The sequence below is a fragment of the Microcoleus sp. T3_D1 genome (assembly GCF_036700405.1).
Classification (GTDB): Bacteria; Cyanobacteriota; Cyanobacteriia; order Cyanobacteriales; family Microcoleaceae; genus Microcoleus.
Genome location: NZ_JAUBOV010000031.1, coordinates 3,626 through 23,305, shown reverse-complemented (window position 1 = coordinate 23,305; position 19,680 = coordinate 3,626). Strand labels below are relative to the sequence as shown.

Below are 19,680 nucleotides of genomic sequence, written 5' to 3'. Positions count from 1 at the left end.
AACTCTATGAATGTAGAGGTAAATTATTAAGAATCCTGCCTCTGCCCTACCGGGGAGTGTCAATCGATTTTAGATTTTAGATTTTAGATTAAAGAATTGAAGCATTGACTTGCGCTAGATAAATTCGGGGGCTCCTTTATCGGATACAGGTTTTTTATTTCACCGGTCCTGAGTCTGCTTTCGGAATGAATCACGTGGCGGGTATCCTGGATGCTTGATTGTCAATCATCCCATCCCAAAATCTCTGCCACTTTTCCCGGCAGGCTGGTGGCTTCAAATGGTTTGGGAATTACCCCAGCAACACCCATTTTGGCAAAGTTGGCCATATCACTTGACAAAACTCTTGCTGTCAGCAGAATCACTGGAATCGATCGAGTTATGGGATCGGATTGGAGACGATCGTACACAGCAAACCCATCCATTCCCGGCATTGATACATCCAGCAAAATAGCGTTAGGTCGTTCTGTTTGTAGGATTTGTAAACATTCTTGTCCTGATTCGGCCACCAGGGTATTCCATCCCGCGAGGTCTTCCAGGCACATCTGTATCAGTTCGCGGAGGTGTTCTTGATCATCAACGATGAGAATTTGTTTCCCTATCATCTTGCTTTCGGGCAGGAGACTGCCCTCATAATTAGCTAGTTGCAAAGTGTTCATTTTATTTGGGTTGATTAGAAATCAATTTTTTGGTTGCTAATTGGGTCTCAAATACACATCTTTAAGCAATCGCTCAAATGTGCAGGTCAGACTTGAATCCGAACTTGGGATGGCGGAATTCTCAACTCTTTAGCAAGCTGAATTGTTAAACCATCCGAGTGTATTTCAGCCCCATAGATTTCAGGGTGTACGCGGTGGGGCAACGGGATGAGACTTTGAAATCCATTAGGAAGGAAATAACTTTCTACTCCAGCCGCTTCGGTAGGTTGACCTTGAATTAAAACAGTTTCTGGAGTGATTTGGAGATTCAATTTGACAAGATGAATGTCAGAAATATGAACTTTAAGGATAAGTGTCACATCCTTTTCTTGAATTTTAATAGCTGCGATCGGTGTTTCCTCTGTACGAGCAATCCAAAGTGTGGATTGCTGACAACCAGTGGGCCAACCGGAAAATGAACCTGCGAGGTCCTGATTTACATCATTAAAATCCTGAAAAGCATTCATCGAATCTCCTGCTAATGCAAAGAACTGTTAGCTGCATAACAGGAGACTAAATAGCAACGGTAAGGAATTGGTAAAGATTCCGTTATTGTTACAAAAATTGACAAAAATGGTGAAAGTCAATCGATTTTGGATTTTCGATTTTGGATTTTCGATTTTCGATTGAAGCATTCACCCCACGGATAAATACGTTCGGCAAGTTTCATCGGATACAGGTTTTTTATTTCACCGGTCCTGAGTCTGCTTTCGGAATGAATCACGTGGCGGGTATCCTGGATGCTTGATTGTCAATCATCCCATCCCAAAATCTCTGCTACTTCTTCCGTCAAGGTGATGGGTTGGATCGGTTTGGCAATTACCCCAGCTACCGCCATCTTGGCAAATTTAGCCCGATCGCTGGGCAAAACTTTGGCTGTCACCAGAATCACTGGAATCGATCGGGTAATCGGATCGGACTGGAGGAGCTCGTACAGGGCAAACCCATCCATTCCCGGCATAGATACATCTAGCAAAATAGCGTTGGGTTGTTCTATTTGCAGTATTTGTAAACATTCCTCTCCCGATCCGGCCCCCACTGTTTCCCATCCGCCTAAATCTTCTAAGCAGGCTTGCACAAGTTCCCGAAGGTGTTCTTCATCGTCAACAACTAGAATTTGTCTGTCTGTCATGGGATTTTGGATTGGAGATTTTGGATTGTGGATTGATGCTACAGATTAATCTAAGCGTTATTCAATGGTGCGTAAGGGTAGGGTAAAGCAAAATGTGCTGCCTTCACCTAAGATACTTTCCGCCCAGATTTTGCCGCCATGCCGCTCCACTATACTGCGACAGATTGCTAAACCTAAACCGGTGCCTCCTCTTTCACGGGAGTCGGAGGCATCGACTTGCTGAAATCGCCCAAAAATGAGTTCTAGTTTATCGGCAGGAATGCCTCGCCCGCGATCGCTAACTTGGAACAGCACAAAGTCTGTCTGGTTTTCGGCACTCAGATGAATTGTGGAATCGGCAGGTGAGAATTTAATCGCATTACTGAGCAAATTTGTTAAGGTTTGGACGATCGCATCTCCTGTTGCCCAGACTTCGGCATCCGTGGGGGTAACGATTAATGATATCTGCTGTTGAGTAGCGATCGCCTGAATGCTATCTACTGCTTGCTGCATCAAATCGGCAGCTTTGCAAAGGGTTTTCTCCACAATTGCCCGCCCGGAGTCTAGGCGCTCCAAATCTAAAATATCATTAACCAGGTTCACTAAACGATTGGTATCGAGGAGGGCTATTTCAATCATGCGTCTAGATTTTTCGGGTTTTTTATCATAAACCCCACTTTTTATTAGCCCCAATGACATTTGAATTCCTGTCAAAGGAGTGCGAAGTTCATGGCTGACAATGCCAATGAACTCATCTTTAATGTGTTCGATCCTTTGTCGTTCGGTAATATCTTCCCCAATGCTGATAGTTCCAATGATGTTTCCCTCTGAATCTTGCAAAACGGTATTGTTCCAAGCAATGAACCGTTCTTCACCCGATTTGGTCAAGATGGGATTTTGATAATAGGGACCATATTGCTGGGCTAAAACTTCCGAAAAAACAACTGGAAGCGATTGTTGAATAGAACGGGGTAATAATTTTTTAAACCAATTTTTTCCGATCACTTCTGGCTGAGTATATCCTGTGAGTTGTAAGAAGAAAGGATTAACGTAATTGACATTTCCCCTTATATCAAGTCCGACAACAATCAACTGCACGTTATCCAAAAGCGATCGCCAGCGTCGTTCGGCTTCTCGGATCGTGGCTTCGGCTTGCTTGCGTTCTTGCAGTTCGACCTGAAGTTGTCGGTAGAGTTGGGATTGCTGAATGGCGATCGACAATTGGCTGGCAATCTGTTCAAGTAAGTCTATTTCCCATGATTGCCATTTACGAGGTGCATTATTTTGGTATATAGCTAACAAACCCCAGAGATTGTCTCTCAAAAATATCGGGAAAACTGCATAACTTTTTGCTTGAAATTGTTCCACTAGCTCGATATGACAGGGTTGAAGTTCAGCGCTGTAAATATTATTAATAACAAAATTTTCATGATTGCGGAATCGACCGCCGTGAGTTTCTTGCAGATAGGTATCTGCACAAGTTTTTTGAAGTTCGCTTCCTATCAGTTTTACCCAATCCTCACCAACTGACTCCACGACAAAATCACCACTCCAATCAGGATTAAAGCGGTAAATGGCAGTGCGATCCGTTTGTAATGTCTGCCTGATTTCAGTAACAGCAGTATTTAGAACGGCATTCAGATCCAAAGATTGGCGAATCCCTTGAGTAATCCTCCAGAGCAAATTTTCCTTTCGGGATTTCTGTAGTAAGGCTGCTGCCGCCTCTTGTCGAAGTTCTTCGAGGTGCTTCGCTACTGTGATATCTTGATGAACTGCCACCAGAACATCGCCATAGTCGGAATGATTGAATACAGAGCAAGTTGCACTGCACCAAAATGGAGTCCCATCTTTCTTGACATTCTGAACTTCATAGCTAAATTCACCCGTTTGTAAAACGGCAGACCGAATAGCTTTATTTACATCTTCAGGACTGACCGATGCGCTGCCATAGTTGAGAATTGAAACGTGGTGACCGTTGAGTTCGCCCAAGTCATAGCCAAACATCTGCTCAAATTTAGGATTGGCATAGACAATAAGTGCATTATCTGTTCTTACTAAACAAATGCCTTCGGCCATGTTGCGGGTAATGACAGCCTGAAGCTCCAGCATTTGTTCGGCTTGTTTAAGCTTAGTCAGATCGCGAACAATAACGATTATCCCTACAATATTTTCGCCTGCATCACGTAAAGGTGTATAAGTAACGCTCAAAAATTGCCTGACTGAATTTGGAGAATCAAACCAGTTTTCATACTGAATCTTTTCGCCCGTCAAACATCTGTCTAACCGAGGTTTTATCATGTTATCGAACACGTCGGGATTCAGAATATTTCTAACAGAATTTCCGATAACTTCGCTTTCAGATTTGTTGCACCAATTCAAATAAGCTTGATTGACTATTTGATAAATATAGTTGCAATCCATCAACACAATCCCATCTGTTGTATTGAATACGATGCGTTCATATTGGCGGAATGCTTCTTCTGTACGTTTGCGATCGGTGATATCAAATACGCTAGAACGACTCATCATGAAGTTACCTGCTTCATCATAAATTGCTGTAGCATTTAGGTTAATCCAAAGGGGTTTTCCATTTTTAGTCAATAGCTGAAACTCTAAATTCTCGATCCAGCCTTGTTTTTTAAATAAGGGAAAGTTTTGATAATAATTTTTTTTACTTTCCATCGTGATTAAATCAACAAATTTCTTTTTGTGCACAATTTCCTCGCGGGAATAGCCTAACCACTTCAGTTCCGTATCATTAATCATAATTATTGTTCCTGCAGCATCTACAGAATGATAGCCACAGGGAGCCTTATTATAGAGGTCTTCAACTTGAGTGATAGAGTGTTGCAAGCTATCGTTGACTTCACTGAGTTCTGGTGTTTGTTCTATGCCTGGTTGTTCGAGTTCAGTATGGAGTTGCTGTAGGGAAATTCCTGCTTGTTGGCGCTCGCTCACTTCCGTTTGTACTTGAGGAAATAAATCAGCTTGCTGAATGGCAATTCCAGCTTTAGTTGCTAGCTGTCGCATGAGTTCAATTTCTGATGGTTGCCATTCGCGAGGTGCTGCACAGTGATGGGCAATCAATAATCCCCAAAGTTCTTCTCCCTTAAGGATAGGAATAACCAGGTTAGCTCTAACTTGAAAAGTGGTCAGGAAGGCCCGGTGACAAGGATCAATTTCGGCAGTATAAATATCAGATTTAGAGGTGAATAAGCCTTGTTTGAATGGTGCGATATAGCTTTCACCCACGCAAGGATCGTGTATCTGAGTGGATAAGATGGCTGTCCATTCTGAACCAACTGACTCTACCAACACCTTTCCGCTCCAGTCGGGAGCAAATTGGAAGATAATTACGCGATCGCATTGCAGAATGTTTCTGAGTTCCGTTACCGTAGTGTTGAAAATATCTTCTAGATTGACGGATTCGGAGAGAGAAAGTGCTGTTTTAGCAAGGATTTGTTGTTGCTGTTGTTGCAATTCCCCATTATTCTCATCAGTATGTTCTATCATTAATCTACTTAATTAATTACATTTTTTAGATTGAGGCAGAAACCAGGTTTTTAGCCCTTGTGCGTAATACCAATTTAATGTGAAGTTGCACATATCTCGATCCCCCTAAATCCCCCTTCTTAAGGGGGACGAAAGATCGGAATCTTGTCCCACCCTTATTAAGGGGGGCTAGGGGGGATCGGATTCTACGGGGCCTCATAAAAAATTGGTATAAGTTTTATTTAAGTATTCCCACCCTGAAGTAAAGGACGACTGCGCCTGATTCGGCTGAGTACCCGCGTGACTAATTCAGGCCCTAGTACCGGCTTGGTAATAAAATCATCGGCTCCCGCTGCAAAGGCTTGTTGGAGAGATTCTGGATCGGTATGGGCTGTCACCACCAAAATCGGTAAATTTTCCCATTGGATATCTTGTCGCACCACCTGACACAATTCTAACCCGCTAACGATCGGCATTTCTAGATCAAGCACTACTAAATCGGGTTCAGTGCTAATTAACACCTCCCAAAATTGCTGTGGTTCTTTGAGAATTGTCACCTCAATTCCCCAAGGAGTGAGTAAGGCTGATAATTTAACCAGCATCACAGGGTCATCATCTACGATTAAGACTTTCGCTTCTGAAGTTTTGGGACTGGGTAAAACACGGGCGATGGCTCGAAAAATTTGCTCGGTGGTTGCAGGTTTGTGGAGAAATTGCTTAGCACCTAAGCGCGATACTGCCAAGCGATCGGCAAGACTATCTCGTCCGGTAAAGACAATTATAGGCAGGTTAGGCGATCGCTCGGCGAGCTCTCGCAGTAGCGTCAATCCATCTTCCTCTGTCTCTGCAAAGCTTAAATCTAGTAACATCACATCGGGCATTGACAGTGCAAGACGCGATCGGGCATCAGTAATATTCGGCGCAATTTTCATCCGCAATCCCCAAGCTTCGGATTCTACTTTCAATCGCTCCGTTAATGCAGCATCATCATCAACTACCAAAACCCGATAGTTGAAAGTTGAAATAGTAGAAACTGGTACAGCCGTTGATGTAATCGGTGTTTTGGCTAATTCCTGCTGTAATCCTGTCACCAATTCCGAGAAGCGGGTAATTTCCTCAGCAGTCAAAGAGCCATATTTTATTAGCAAATGCTCTGCCGAGCGTGCCAATTTCCAGCCTTCGGGATAACCAAAAGATCCCAGAGATCCCGCCAATTTATGAGCTTCATGTTTTGCCGCTTGCTGTAATTCTGTTTCTAAATTTCCTGCTAATAGAGCCGTTTTTGCCTCTTCCAATACAGCAATTTGTTGGTTGAAGCATCCCCGAAATCGCTCTAAAACTTTGTCGGTCTCGGACTTATCTACCGCGCGAGATTGATGTTTTTGGGTGCGTTCAATCCCAGGATTATTTGAACTAGACGACGCAGATTGGGGGTACGGTTTCAGTCGATAGCCCATGCCATAAACTGTTTCGATGATTTCTTCAGTTAAGCCGCCGGCCTTCAGTTTCTTTCTGACATCCTTAATATGAGTGATAATGGCGCGATCGCTGGGTGCGTCATCAAATCCCCACAGACGATCCAAAATAGCACTGCGACTAAAGATGCGATCGGGATTTCGCAGTAATAATTCCAGCAGATTATATTCTGTCGGTGTCAGTGAAATTATTTGTTCGCAAAATGTCACTCTACCAGACTCTAAATCTAAACAAAGCTCTCCCCAAGTCAATGTATTAGCCGCTGACTTCTGAGTAGAACATCCTGGGGAAAGTGCTTTACTGCGTCGCAATAAAGTTCGGATTCTTGCCAGTAATACTTCCGTAGCAAAAGGCTTGCTGATGTAATCATCGGCTCCCGCATCGAAAAGAGCCACCACCTCCGCATCTGAATCCTTTGCCGTCATTAACAAGATCGGTTTGTGGTAGCCTTGCGATCGCAATTGCCGACATAGACTAATTCCATCGAGTTTGGGAACCTGCACGTCTAACACAATTAGATCGTACTCAATTGCTGCTGCCAAGTCTAGGCCCACTTGTCCATCATTTGCCCGATCCAACCCGTAATGATTTGCTTCCAACACATTTGCCAGTGTTGCTCTCAGCCCTCCATCGTCCTCTACGAGCAGAATTTTTATTTGAGACTTCTTCATTTTGGCTGTGTGGTTTAATTTCCATGCGATCGACGCGCTTTAATGTCAGGCCGAAGCGTGGCTTTTAACTAAATCACTGCTACTCATTACTACTGCTTTTATCTTATCATTTTTGCAGTCCCATAACCTAAAAATTGCTGTCACTTCCGCAGTTTAGATAGGGAGCATCTCAGTTTTGTAAAAAGCATTTTTTTATTGTAGTGCGAGCGTCCCCGCTCGCGTATTGTACAATACGCGAGCGGGGACGCTCGCACTGTAAATGCAAAACTGAGATGCTCCCGTTTAGATAAAACCGATCGCCCTTTCCTCCATCTGCGTCCATCCGCATCTACCCGCCTGCATCTGCAGTTCAAAAAAGCGTGAAGCGAAGCTATCCCGTAGGGAATCGCCCCCAAAAAGAGCGATGGGAGCATCTCAGTTTTGTAAAAAGCATTTTTTTTACTGTAGTGCGAGCGTCCCCGCTCACGTATTAGACCTCTTGCAAAAATAATTAGGACGGGCTTTCCGGCCCATCCCACAAGAAAAAATAACTCTTGTGGGACGGGCCGGAGAGCCCGTCCCATCAATTGATGAAAAGGATTTTTGCAAGAGGTCTATTGTACAATACGCGAGCGGGGACGCTCGCACTGTAAATGCAAAACTGAGATGCTCACAAAGAGCGATCGCCCTCCCAAACCAATTATCCTTCATCCTCCGACTTTACAAGTCGGAGATGAAGATGCTATACTATTTTCAGTCTTAGCCGCCCGTAACAGGCGGCCGTGATAAAAAATGAAGACAAGTGCAGGAATCTAGAATCCGTCTAGAAAACACAGAACCTTGATAAATCAATAGTTTCAGGAGAAACAACCATGAGAAGCGACAAACGTCCTCAACAGTCTTGTGATGTAAGCGTTACTGCTGACGGCAATTCTTTGCGGTTAGCGTTCCCTAAGCGTCACACACCGTTGTGGGAACAGTTAAAGGGTAAATCACTCAAGGGTAAGCCTAACTACCTGTACCTGACTAAGTACGGCTTTAGTGCTGACAACCCAGAAGATTGGAAACGAGCTACCCAGCTAGCAATAGCAATGGAATCCGACCTTGACCACCCTGAGTGGGACAAGTTATTCGATCCGACGCTTGCCAAGTACGGCTTAGGGGGCGGTAAATACGGCAAGTTAGCCGACGTGCTGCAACTACCAGGTGCTAAGCAACCAGAACCCGAAATCACTGTAGGGGAGATGTGGGAAGCGTACCTTGAATGGAAGAAAACAGTAATTGAAGAGTCAACCTTTGTAGATGTTTTTAAAACAATGTCTAATACTCTTTTGGGTAAGGTATGGGACAGAAAAACTAACAAACACATCCAATCAGAAACAGATTTATCTGTTTTTCGATTGGATGACAAGGCTAACATTCTAATTGCAATAGAAAATATGAAGATGTCTCGCAAGACGTATTTCATAAATGAACTCAATCGAGCTTTTGATTTTTCAAAAATTAAGGGAATGTTGGTAAATCCGACTACTGAGAACCCTTTTACGCTTGACAAATTTAGTACCCCTGCTATTACAACTCAACAAAAGTACGCTTCTAAACTTGTTAATGGAGTAGAGAAAGAATGGCACGAGGTATTAGATGAGAAAGCTTTAGAGGATGATAGACGTGCTTTTACTAGAGAAGAGCGTGACATCATTATCAAGGCTTTTTATGAATCAGAAAAAGCAAGCGATAGAGATTATGCACCCTTGATTGAGTTTTACTTTTTGACTGGGTGTAGAACTGCTGAAGCTATCCCTCTTGTTTGGAGAGATATCGACTTTGATCGAAATCTAATTCGATTTAGCAAGTCACTAGGTGTGACAACTAGAAAACTCAAAGAGACTAAAACTGGAGATGTGCGATTCTTTTACTTTAGTGAGAATTCTCGATTAAGGGAGTTATTATTGAAGTTAAAAAGTGAAAGCTCAAACAGTTTAGTTTTTCCTAATGAAGATGGAAAATATCGACATCAGTCAGCAATTGCTAAAAAATGGCGAGGGTTTAACAATTCTAAGGAATTGAGTGATGGAACTAAGGTTGTTTACACGTATCCCGGTGTAGTTACTCAGTTAGTAGAAGAAGGTAAGATTTCAGGATATTTACCTCTTTATCATGCACGCCATACTTACATAACTCTTACGGCACACGCTAATAAACACGATAACAATGCTTTACTCTATATTGCTACTTCCTGCGGTAACAGTGTAGATGTGATTCTCAGACATTACCTAGGAGTAAGTGAGAAAACAAGAATTGTAGAAGTTTAGCTCTCCCACTACCGCCCCCTTAAAAGGGCGGTTTTTTTTTGGCAGTACGATCGCACGGCACGGCAACCGGAAATCTTCAATCGAGTTATGCACATGATGTGAGTGAAAGTAGGGAAGCTTGCCTTAGTCTGTGCCTTCATTCTTTATCACAGCCGCCAGTAACAGCCGCCTATTACTGGCGGCTGTGACTGGAAATGAAGACAAAAAAAAGCTAGAGTCACACTATGCAGATGATGTGATTCTAGCTTTTTACTTTCCGTGCCAGGCGACCGACGGATTAAAACTCAATCAACAAATCGTTTAGCTCTTGCCGTGTTGGCGGGAACTGTCCGCCGCGATCGTAATGGGTAAGCAACCGCTTATAGGTAATGCCCGATTTAAGGTCTCCGAAGTGTTTGGCGTAGGCATAAAGCCCTAGTTCTTGTGCTTCTGCTACCATTGCAACCTTGTCCTTTGGGGCGGTACGTCGTTCCACTATCCGATAGTGTTGAGACATCCTCACCGATTCGGGTAGTGGCTCATATGCTTTTTTTGCGATCGCTTCTAAGCACGTTAGTACCCGTAATACCTCGGTAGTAGCAGGCATCCAACAAGCCAATTTAAGTACGGCCCGTGGAGGGAGTAGGTAGTTAAGGTGAGGCTTCCCGATCCAACAGATACCCAGTACAGGCTCTGAGTATTGGACAAATGTTTCCGGGCAAGCAAACAAACCATCCCCTACCAATTGGGCTTCAAAGTTGCGAATCAACCTGTCGGTAGTTTTTGGCTCGACACCGTAAAGGGAGTCACATTGCTCTGGTAGTAGCACGGGGGCCTGGTAGTAGTACAGCCACGGCTTAACGCCAGTGGCGATATCAATGCAAGCAAAGGCCTCGGTGTGACGGATGCTATCAAATACGGCATCTCGATACCATCGTAGAGCAAGGGGCTTGTCCCACGAATAGTTAAGAGAAGCCGATCGTGGGGTATGTGGAGCGGACTGTTGTGACATAATAATATTCTCAATTGCGTCAACAATTGAGAAAACAGCAGTCATCGGGGTGCAACCCGGTGGCTGTTTCTCGCTTTTTACGATCGCAGTATTTTGCGTGCCAAGTCAATCCCTGATAGGTTAAGTTTTGTGAACCCGACGCCATACCAAAACGGACATTATCAGAACTACCCTACAGTCGGCTAGCAAGCTTTTAGTCACCTGACACAAGCGATTAGAGTCTTGAGTCAAAGAGTTTAACGGCATAATACTTGAGTTTGAGCTCCAGCTCGGAAAGAGAAGAATTGGCATATTAGGGTAGAAAATTACACAAGAGACCCGTAAGGTCTCTAGAAAATAGAGAGAAGTGTAATTTAGGTAGATTCCCCGTATGCCTTCATTTTTTATCTTAGCCGCCTGTAACAGCCGCCTAACATGGGCGGCTGTTATACAAAGTAAGGAAAATGCGTCTTGTGTATAAATATTTGTGAGATTCAGTATAAATTTTTCTCGCTTTGTATAGACTTTAATATACGAGAAAATATTCCTAGACCTATAGAGGTTCGAGAAGAAGTATAGCGTTGTATAGCAATTATTTGTGGGATATTTGCCATCTGGTTGTAGGTTATAATTCCAACAGCAGAATTTGTCCGCTTGCACCCGCAGGCAAAAAAAGCCCCGCTACCTCTGATAAAGGTGAACGGGAGACAATCAAATTTAAAATTCAGTTTCAACTTAGCATTATTTTCTAGACTTTTTCTAGCAATTTTCTAGAAAGTCCCCTTGCCGGAAGGGTATATCACGGCAATTGTCTCCAATCACTAACACCAGGGATAGCGGTTATCCACCCTTACAAAAGGAACAACCGCTATGGACAGTGTATCATCAATTTCTCAAACTGTTGCCGCTACTCGCAACAAATCTTTACTCAATGCCGCCGACCAAGAGTATCTGAGAATCGAGCGCAAGCTTACCCTCGACTGGATGTACGCAAGTTGTGGGAGCGCGGATATCCCGAAAGCCACGATATTACTGGGATATGAAGCAAAATCACCCTGTATCGTGTTCTACAGTGACGGGATGGAGCAATTGCAACTCCGACCGATTACCCCGTGGGCTTCAAAGGATGGAAAGCTTCCCAAGTACCGTACCCCGAAAGGTGAATATGACGCTTTCCTTGCCAATCATCCAGAAATCGAAGCGTATTGGACTGATTTAGAGGCGCTTAAAACCCGATGCTTCACCATTAACGGCAAACCTTACTTGCTAATTACTGAAGGCTGCATAAAAGCGATTACAGGCTGTATGCACGGCATTCCAACGGTAGCCCTAATGGGGATAGATATGGGATTAACCCCAAAAGCAAAAGGTGAACCCGATTTAGTCCCTGCATTGAAACGATTAGCTGAAGCGGGTTTTAACTTTATCATCTCTTATGATTCCGATCCACCTGAGAACGTGGAAACCATAAAGAATGTTCGCCGTGCAGAAACAAAGCTCGCTAAATTCCTGAAAGCCTCTGGCTGCGAGGTACTATCAGTCACGGGTAAATGGGCATCAGAGGACGGTAAAGGGATGGATGATTTTATCAACAACAAGGGGATTGAAGCTTTCAGGGCAATTCTGATAAAAGCTGATAGCGCTATCGAATCGCATGACAGAGGCGATACCCGTTCGCTAGTCAAAGGCAAAAAACCACCGACACCCCGCGAAATTGCGGCAGAGTTGGCTGAAGAGTATCGCCCCCATTGGAAATACCACGAAGAACAGCAAACATGGCGGGGATGGACTGGCAAGTGTTGGGAAAAGATAAAACCGGGCCCGTTTAAAAGCCTGATTGTTACTACGCTGGATGCAAAGGGCATCAACTACAGCGGGATTGAGTACGTTAACAACGTCATTGAAATGCTCAAGTGTTACCTGCGAGAAGTCTACTGGCAGACGTGGGATAAGTCCCGATACGTCAATTTTGAGAACTGCGTACTTGACGGCGATACCCTTGAAACCTTGCCACACTCACCCGGCATGGGATTTACTTCCTATTTACCCTTTCCCTACCAGCCACTAACAGGCGATTTAAGCGCACCGCTGGAAGCACTAAAGGTAAATTGCCCTAATATTAACCAATTCTTTCAGACGGCGATGCAGGGTGATGTCAAGAAAATATTCAAGCTACTGGCAATCATCAACAGTTGCCTCCGGTTTAGCTTTTACGGATATCAGCAGTTTGTTCACTTTATAGGGGTTCCGGGTTCCGGTAAGGGTACTTGCTCCCGGTTAATGGAAAAAATCGTAGGCAAGGGCAATAGCCAACCTTGCAGCCTCGACAGCCTGAAAGACGGATCAACCTTAGCTAGCATCATTGACAAGCAATTAGTAGTTTTTGGCGATGAACGTAAGCCCGTGGGTGTTGACAGCATTCTCCGACTAACTGGTGGGGATAACGTCAACTATCGGGAAGTGTACCAGCCAGCGGCAAACTCCCATTTTTACGGACTGCTGCTTATCTGTAGCAATGACCCTATCTTCATGGGAAACACTACCGGGCTAGAGCGGCGCTTGTGTCTGGTTAATTTTGAAAATGCCATCCCCAAACACCTGCGAAACTCCGAGATGGAAGCCACATTTGACGGTGAGATTGCCTCGTTAATCGCGATCGCACTTTCACTCCCCAGTAGTGAAGTGAAGCAGGCGATTCAGGGTATCGGCGATGCTGAGATTGCAGATTTCAAGGCTGCTGAATGGGATATGAAGGTACGGATGGACAGCTTGGCCGCTTTCTTTGAGATGGAGCTAATTGTCGAGGATGGAACATCAATCCGTGCGGGCGACCTGTTTGACAGTTATAAAGATTTTTGTGAGGAAATTAAAAAACCTGCGATGAGCCTGACAACTTTTTCGCCGGGTCTAGAGAAACTTTGCGCCGAACTGCACCTGCCAGTCGTTCGCGATCGGAGTGGCCGGCACGTCACTTTTGTCGGCTTAAGGTTGAGGGGTAAAAATGACTACCACCTCACCTATTCCCAACAACTAGCACCGCTTTGCAGGACTTCTGACAGCACTTGCAGCACTTCTGCAGGAGTTAGTGCAGGACTTCCACCCTTACGGGATATAGGTTTGCAGGACTTGCAGGACTTATCCCCAAACATTTTGGCAGAAAGTGAAAACACCGAAAAAACAAAAAGTGTAGGTCAAGAAAAACAGGAAAAACTGGAAGTAAAGGAAGTTGCCCCCTCAAGTCCTGCAAGTCCTGCAAACCCTTTACAAGACAAGGGTTTAAGTCCTGCACTAAGTCCTGCACTAAGTCCTGCAAGTACCCCTTCAAGTCCTGCAAGTACCCCTTCAAGTCCTGCAAGTACCCCTTCAAGTCCTGCTTATATGCAAACCACCGCCAACAGACAGCGGGCGAAAAGGATGGCTGACGAATACCGCGAAGCAGAAGCGAGCGGCGATACCGAAAAAATAGAAGAGATAAGGAAATTTATTAAGAGCACCGATGGACTTCACTTGAGGGGTTTTTTCAAACAAGCTCTTAAGGGCAAAAAAGAAAATGACACTCAGCCAACAACTCAGAAACAACCCTTGGCAATCGGTGACTCGGTGGAAATTACCCTAAAAAGCGATTACCAGGGGCAAAAGGGCATAATTGCCGATATTGGATATGGGGCAAGGGAGCTTGACTATTACGTGGAAATTGAAGGCAAGAGAATGATGGTTACGATTCCAATGGGCGTGGATAGTTTTCCCTACTTGAGAAAGCTGTAACAATTACATATCTGGGTATGTTACTTTTTAAATAGTGTGTTATGTTGGTATCATACTAAAAAAAGTGACATACTATGGCTACCGACAAGAAACACATCGCTGTTTACCTCGCACCCGAAGTCGAACAAGCGTTAATCGCTTTCTGCGAACAGAAGGGGCTGAAGTCTAAGAAGGGTACTATGTTTTCGGCTGGCGTCAATGCTGTACTGACTGAATTTTTCGGTACAGCAGCCGATGCTACCGTAACAGAAGAAGGTAGCACACCATCACCTGCGAGTAACACACCATCTAAATCTAGTAACATACCAGTTAAGCATTATAGTGACATACCTGCCAAGAACAACATACCTACTCCGGCAACAAGTAACACACATATTGGAAGTGTTGCTGTAGAGGTACTGCCGGGAAAATCCCTTGCCCTGAGTGAGGGTGAGGCTGAATCACTCAGGCAGGAACTAGATGCGGTACGTATCGAGAATCAGCGGTTACAGAGTATGTTAGATAACTCAGAGACTGAAAGGGAAAAACTTAATCAACAGTTAGAGGAAGCTCGATCACAACTTGAGACAGTACAGGTCAACCCGCCGACAACGCCAGTAGCTAAATTTAAGCTACCAGAAGCGGGCCGCTTACTCAACCAATTAAAAGCCAAGCGCAAGAAGTCCAAGTGCGACCTAGCAGATCTAGAGGAAATTTTGGATATGCTGGATAGCTTGTTACCTTAACTCAGTGCGATCGCACGGCACGGTAGTTCATTCACATCATGCACATAGTGTGAGTGACACGATCGAACTACCGTGCCAGCAAAATATATATGCCACGGTAAAGCCAAGCTAATGAAAGCTTGCGTCCCCTAGGCTCTAGAGCGAGTACGGTATGGTGTCGGTAGTGATTTACCCTGAGTGTCAAGTCTATTTTTATTCATAGCCGCCAGTAACAGCCGCCTATTACTGGCGGCTATCCCCAAAAATGAAGACTTAAAAGCACTACCTCACCCTGCACCCTAGGGCTTGCGACTTTTTCGCCCTAAAATCCCAGAAAGCAAAATTTAAAATGGCAATTACCATCGAAAAACCCGATTTTGCTCTGAGGCCTGCAGTGCGATCGCAAATATCGCTACGTGTAGTGCGACTAGAATTTGTCTAGAGAAAAATCACTCTTAAGTAACCTAGCTGAACGTCTGAAACGACGTAAACACGTTCTCACTCTAGAATTACTCTAGAATCTAGAGTGAGAATGGCTGAAACTATTGATTTTGCGTTTTATGGCTACTCCTTTACAGGAGGACGCCCAGAAATCACCATAAATCCCACAGACTCAAGAGTCATGTGCGGGCGGCGAATCCCAGCTAAAACCGCTTGACTCAACAAACTTTCCGTACTGATTTCCTCAGCCAAAACCGATTCTAAAAGTTGTTCGGATTTAGAAAGTCGATTCAAGCGCAATTGCAATTGATTCACCCGGTTTTCGAGTTGGATAGCAGCAGTAACAGCAGATCGATCGCACATTTCCACAAAAGCCGATCGCCCGCGCAGCAATTCCTCCGATACCACCCGTCCCTTTTGACAAAAATCATCCCATTCTAGCGGATCGACAAAACTGTCAATCAGCGACGTGCGATTTTTCGACAAATTGTAATCCCGATTTGGCCCGCCTTTCCCCTTATAAGGCCGCTGCAAAATCGCTAGAATTTCCGCATCTTCCACCAGTGACATCTGCTGGCTGCGAGCATCTACAAACACAGTTTCAAAAATTTGGAGAAACAGAGCATCAGCGCGGCGCTGCAAAGCTTTCAAGTTGTAATTTTCGATATTTTGTGCTTGCAAAACTTGCTCGGCTGGCTGCACATCAGTCTGGATTGAATAATTAAACTGAAAGCCGAACCACTCCTTCCCAGGCGCAGCATCCCAACTTTCATCATGCCGCCACATGGCAAAAGCTTGACCGCGATCGTCCCAGCGAATATAAGAGCTAATTGCATCGATCAATCCCTCACCAATGCGGTAAAGAGCAACATCCGCATTCTGATAAGCAATACGGCGATTGTAACTACCATATTGCTGGCAATAAGGAACCAATCTGGTCATCAAATCGTTCGAGGGAATTAACGTTTTTTGAGTAGGTTTATAGCGCATCAACCCCGATACACTCGGATGTTCGATTTGTTTGAAGTGAAGAGCTTGACACAACCAACCTTCAGTAGCCCGCTGCATTTCTTTATGCTTAGCATCGCAGTTGTCGAGAGATTCAAAATACTGAGATGCACTGTCATCAAGAGTATCAATTTCATCAAGAACGTACTGTTCGTCAATTTTGATTTTCTCTTGTTCGATTTCAGTTTTAATCGCTTCAATTTCGCTTGATAAGCCCTTGCCTCCCTCAGCAAACAACTTTTCTTCAAGTTTGAGAATTTTTTCCTCAGCATAAAACTGAAGGCTGGCAATAGATTTGTTGAAGATATCAAACCCATCTTTTAAAACTTGAAACCAAGCTTCGTGGGGACTCTCTGGCAAATCCGGGCCTGCAAACAAACAAAATTGCACTCCCATTTTGCTGCCAATGCGATCGACTCTGCCGAGTCTTTGTTCTAACTGATGGGGAAACCACGGCAAATCGAAGTGAACTAACCAATCTGTCAATTGCAGATTTACCCCTGCTTCAGCCGATCGATCGCACACTAAGATAAAACAATGGGGTTCAGTCTTAAACCGCTTGAGACTAGCCTCAACATCATCAGCCGATTTGGTCGTGTCATGGCTGGCGATCGCATTTTTACCAAAGATTTTAGCTAAATTTTCCGCAATCTCTTTACAAGTTGCAGTAAAACTGGTAAAAATCACAATTTTCGGGAAACGCTCGCCCGGAATCGGTCGTTTAATTTGCTGTTGAATTCTCGACAGCAAATCGCGAGGTTTGCTGTGATACTCGCGCGGAACCTTCAAAGCAACTGCCAGAAAGCGGAGAATCGCGATTCGTAACAAACTCAGTCGATCGAGTCCTTCCTGGGGCTTTTCCAGGGTATTGAGCAAGGTTTCCAGCATTTCCCTTTCTTCGGGAAACAGCTCCGTTTTGGTCAAAATTGTCGTGTCATTTTGTCCAAATTCGCGATCGAGCTCAGGAGTCGATTTTTTCTGCAAGCGAGCTTTGACAACCCGTTCTAAAACATTCAGCCAAGTACCCGAAGCGCGGAAAAATAGCAGAAATATTCTCTGATATTCGCTCGACTTGGGAGCGACTGTGCGCCATTTATCGAGTACGGTTTGAATTTCCGACCACTGTTCATCATTCAGATCATACTCAGTTTTGGGGACAGCCTCTCGCTCAAAAATCACATCTTCAACCGCATCCCGGCGGTTGCGAAGGATGCGACGATGCAGGCGGTAGGTATCTCTAACATGAGTGCGAATAGTTCGGACAAGCCGAGCCTGTTCTGCTGTTTCTTCCGTTTTCAAACAACTTTCTAACTCTGTTGCTAATCCGATTAAATAATCATCTTTGGCAAAAATAGTGCGAAGTTGAGCGATTTTTGTTGCCAAAACAGCAGGCTTGGCATTTTCTCGGAAATCGAGCAAAGCGCGACCGATTTCTTGACGGTTTTGCACCTGTTCTTTGAAGCTTTCCAGGTCATCAAGACGGTAAGTTGTGGGATCTAGCAAATGCAGCATTGTTAGAAAATCTTGCTCGTGGCCGATAACTGGCGTTGCAGATAATAACAATACATTTTTGCTTTTCTGAGCTAGTTTCTGACAAAGTTCAAAGGACTGCTGCTGAGCGCGATCGCTCGAATTTGCCATTGCTGCCACATCATGCGCTTCATCGACAATCAGAAAATCTAAGTTAGCGTTGCGGCTAATTTGATTGATGTCGCTAACAGCCACAAGCTGCACTCGGTCAGCAAAATGAGACAAATAGAATTTATTTTCCAACTCCTGCCGCCACTGTTCGAGCAAGTATTTCGGAACCAGAACCACAGCGCGTCCGTTGGGTTCATCTAGCAGAAATTGGCGGAGAATTGTGCCGGCTTCTACTGTTTTTCCGAGTCCTGGTTCGTCTGCCAATAAATAGCGCACGATTGGGTCTTCTAGGACGCGCCGGACGACTTCTACTTGGTGCGGATAGAGGTCTATGTTAGCAGAAATTAAACCCGTCATGCCGCGACTGACGGCCCGCTGTTCGATCGCAGATTGAACGAATGCCAATCGGCGATCGTGAAAATACGGCGTTTCTTGGCCTTTGACTGCTAAAATGTCGATCGGATCGGCGATCGGGATATTGCAGCGAACGTAAAGTTCGGTTTCAACAGCTTGCAAACTTTGGCTGTCGGGGAGGTCAATTTCGTACTCTAATTTATCTTCATCCCAGTCATAAACTCGCCCAATTATCCATCTTTCCTGAGTGGTACTCCAGAGGTAGCAGCGGGTTTGGCGCTGAAGTCTAGCTTCTTGCAGTAGACTTAATGGCACAGTTTTGCGGATGCGGTTTTTAACTGAGCAAAAATATTCAACTACCGCCTCGGTACGCGATACCTCGACAACTTTTCCGACTCCCAAATCGTTTCTGGGCGATCGAACTAACGAACCAACATCAATCATAGTTTCAGCCTGACAATACTTACTAGAATACACTAACGCCTTTCACGTTAAAATTTTTAGCAAAATGCGATTTTTGCCGCCGTCACTTTTCTAGTCAAATGACAGTCAATCTTGTATTCTGAGAAAAATAAGTTTAGCATAGTAACTCACATTTTGCACCATTCTGAAGAACGGGCAAGATGCCCGTTCCACAAAAGATAAATTTTCTTGTGGAACAGGCAAGATGGCTGTTCCTAAAAGGCTACTTGAGAATGGTGCAACCTATGAGTTAAAACTCACATCTTGCACCCTTCTCAAGAACGGGCAAGATGCCCGTTCCACAAAAGATAAATTTTCTTGTGGAACAGGCATCTTGCCTGTTCCTAAAAGGCTACTTGAGAAGGGTGCAACCTATGTGTTAAAACTCACATTTTGCACCCTTCTCAAGAACGGGCAAGATGCCCGTTCCACAAAAGATAAATTTTCTTGTGGAACAGGCATCTTGCCTGTTCCTAAAAGGCTACTTGAGAAGGGTGCAACCTATGTGTTAAAACTCACATCTTGCACCCTTCTCAAGAACGGGCAAGATGCCCGTTCCACAAAAGATAAATTTTCTTGTGGAACAGGCATCTTGCCTG

At 44.5% G+C, this 19,680-nt stretch carries 10 protein-coding genes and 1 pseudogene; 4 read left to right on the top strand and 7 right to left on the bottom strand.

Annotated elements, in window-relative coordinates; translation table 11 throughout:
* Positions 1–221: 221 nt before the first annotated feature.
* The 5 genes from QT992_RS15695 to QT992_RS15675 all read right to left on the bottom strand — a co-directional run bounded on the left by QT992_RS15695 (position 222) and on the right by QT992_RS15675 (position 7,445).
* Positions 222–602 (bottom strand): response regulator, encoded by a 381-nt coding sequence (locus QT992_RS15695; RefSeq protein ID WP_333318350.1) that lies wholly within the window; start codon positions 600–602, stop codon positions 222–224.
* A gap of 140 nt (positions 603–742) precedes the next feature.
* Positions 743–1,162 carry a hypothetical protein gene (locus QT992_RS15690; RefSeq protein ID WP_333337787.1) on the bottom strand — a complete coding sequence of 140 codons (420 nt, stop codon included), beginning with the start codon at positions 1,160–1,162 and terminating at the stop codon, positions 743–745.
* A 284-nt stretch (positions 1,163–1,446) separates the two neighbouring features.
* The gene (locus QT992_RS15685; protein WP_333318343.1) at positions 1,447–1,827 is read right to left on the bottom strand and encodes a response regulator; all 381 of its coding nucleotides are present in this window, start codon (positions 1,825–1,827) and stop codon (positions 1,447–1,449) included.
* A 57-nt stretch (positions 1,828–1,884) separates the two neighbouring features.
* Entirely contained in the window at positions 1,885–5,319 is a 3,435-nt protein-coding gene (locus tag QT992_RS15680) for a PAS domain S-box protein (protein WP_333377298.1), read from the bottom strand.
* A gap of 221 nt (positions 5,320–5,540) precedes the next feature.
* On the bottom strand, positions 5,541–7,445 hold the full coding sequence (locus QT992_RS15675; protein ID WP_333318347.1) for a response regulator: 1,905 nt from the start codon (positions 7,443–7,445) through the stop codon (positions 5,541–5,543).
* Between the two features lie 851 nt (positions 7,446–8,296).
* Here QT992_RS15675 and QT992_RS15670 point away from each other — a divergent pair.
* A complete protein-coding gene (locus tag QT992_RS15670) occupies positions 8,297–9,736 on the top strand; it encodes a tyrosine-type recombinase/integrase (RefSeq protein ID WP_333342125.1) in 1,440 nt (479 codons plus the stop codon).
* Between the two features lie 277 nt (positions 9,737–10,013).
* Here QT992_RS15670 and QT992_RS15665 read toward each other — a convergent pair whose 3' ends face one another.
* On the bottom strand, positions 10,014–10,727 hold the full coding sequence (locus QT992_RS15665) for a hypothetical protein (RefSeq protein ID WP_333342127.1): 714 nt from the start codon (positions 10,725–10,727) through the stop codon (positions 10,014–10,016).
* A gap of 849 nt (positions 10,728–11,576) precedes the next feature.
* Between QT992_RS15665 and QT992_RS15660 the strand changes: the two genes are divergently transcribed.
* Together QT992_RS15660 and QT992_RS15655 are read left to right on the top strand one after the other, a co-directional pair.
* On the top strand, positions 11,577–14,471 hold the full coding sequence (locus QT992_RS15660; RefSeq protein WP_333342128.1) for a DUF3854 domain-containing protein: 2,895 nt from the start codon (positions 11,577–11,579) through the stop codon (positions 14,469–14,471).
* A gap of 74 nt (positions 14,472–14,545) precedes the next feature.
* Complete coding sequence (locus QT992_RS15655) at positions 14,546–15,196, top strand: hypothetical protein (RefSeq protein WP_333342130.1); 651 nt, start codon at positions 14,546–14,548, stop codon at positions 15,194–15,196.
* A gap of 543 nt (positions 15,197–15,739) precedes the next feature.
* On the opposite strand, the gene dpdE is transcribed toward QT992_RS15655, so the two are convergent.
* Positions 15,740–19,063 carry a protein DpdE gene (gene dpdE, locus QT992_RS15650; RefSeq protein WP_333377296.1) on the bottom strand — a complete coding sequence of 1,108 codons (3,324 nt, stop codon included), beginning with the start codon at positions 19,061–19,063 and terminating at the stop codon, positions 15,740–15,742.
* 223 nt (positions 19,064–19,286) lie between these two features.
* Between dpdE and QT992_RS15645 the strand changes: the two are divergent.
* Positions 19,287–19,680 (top strand): annotated as a pseudogene (locus QT992_RS15645) (hypothetical protein); the annotation flags it as partial.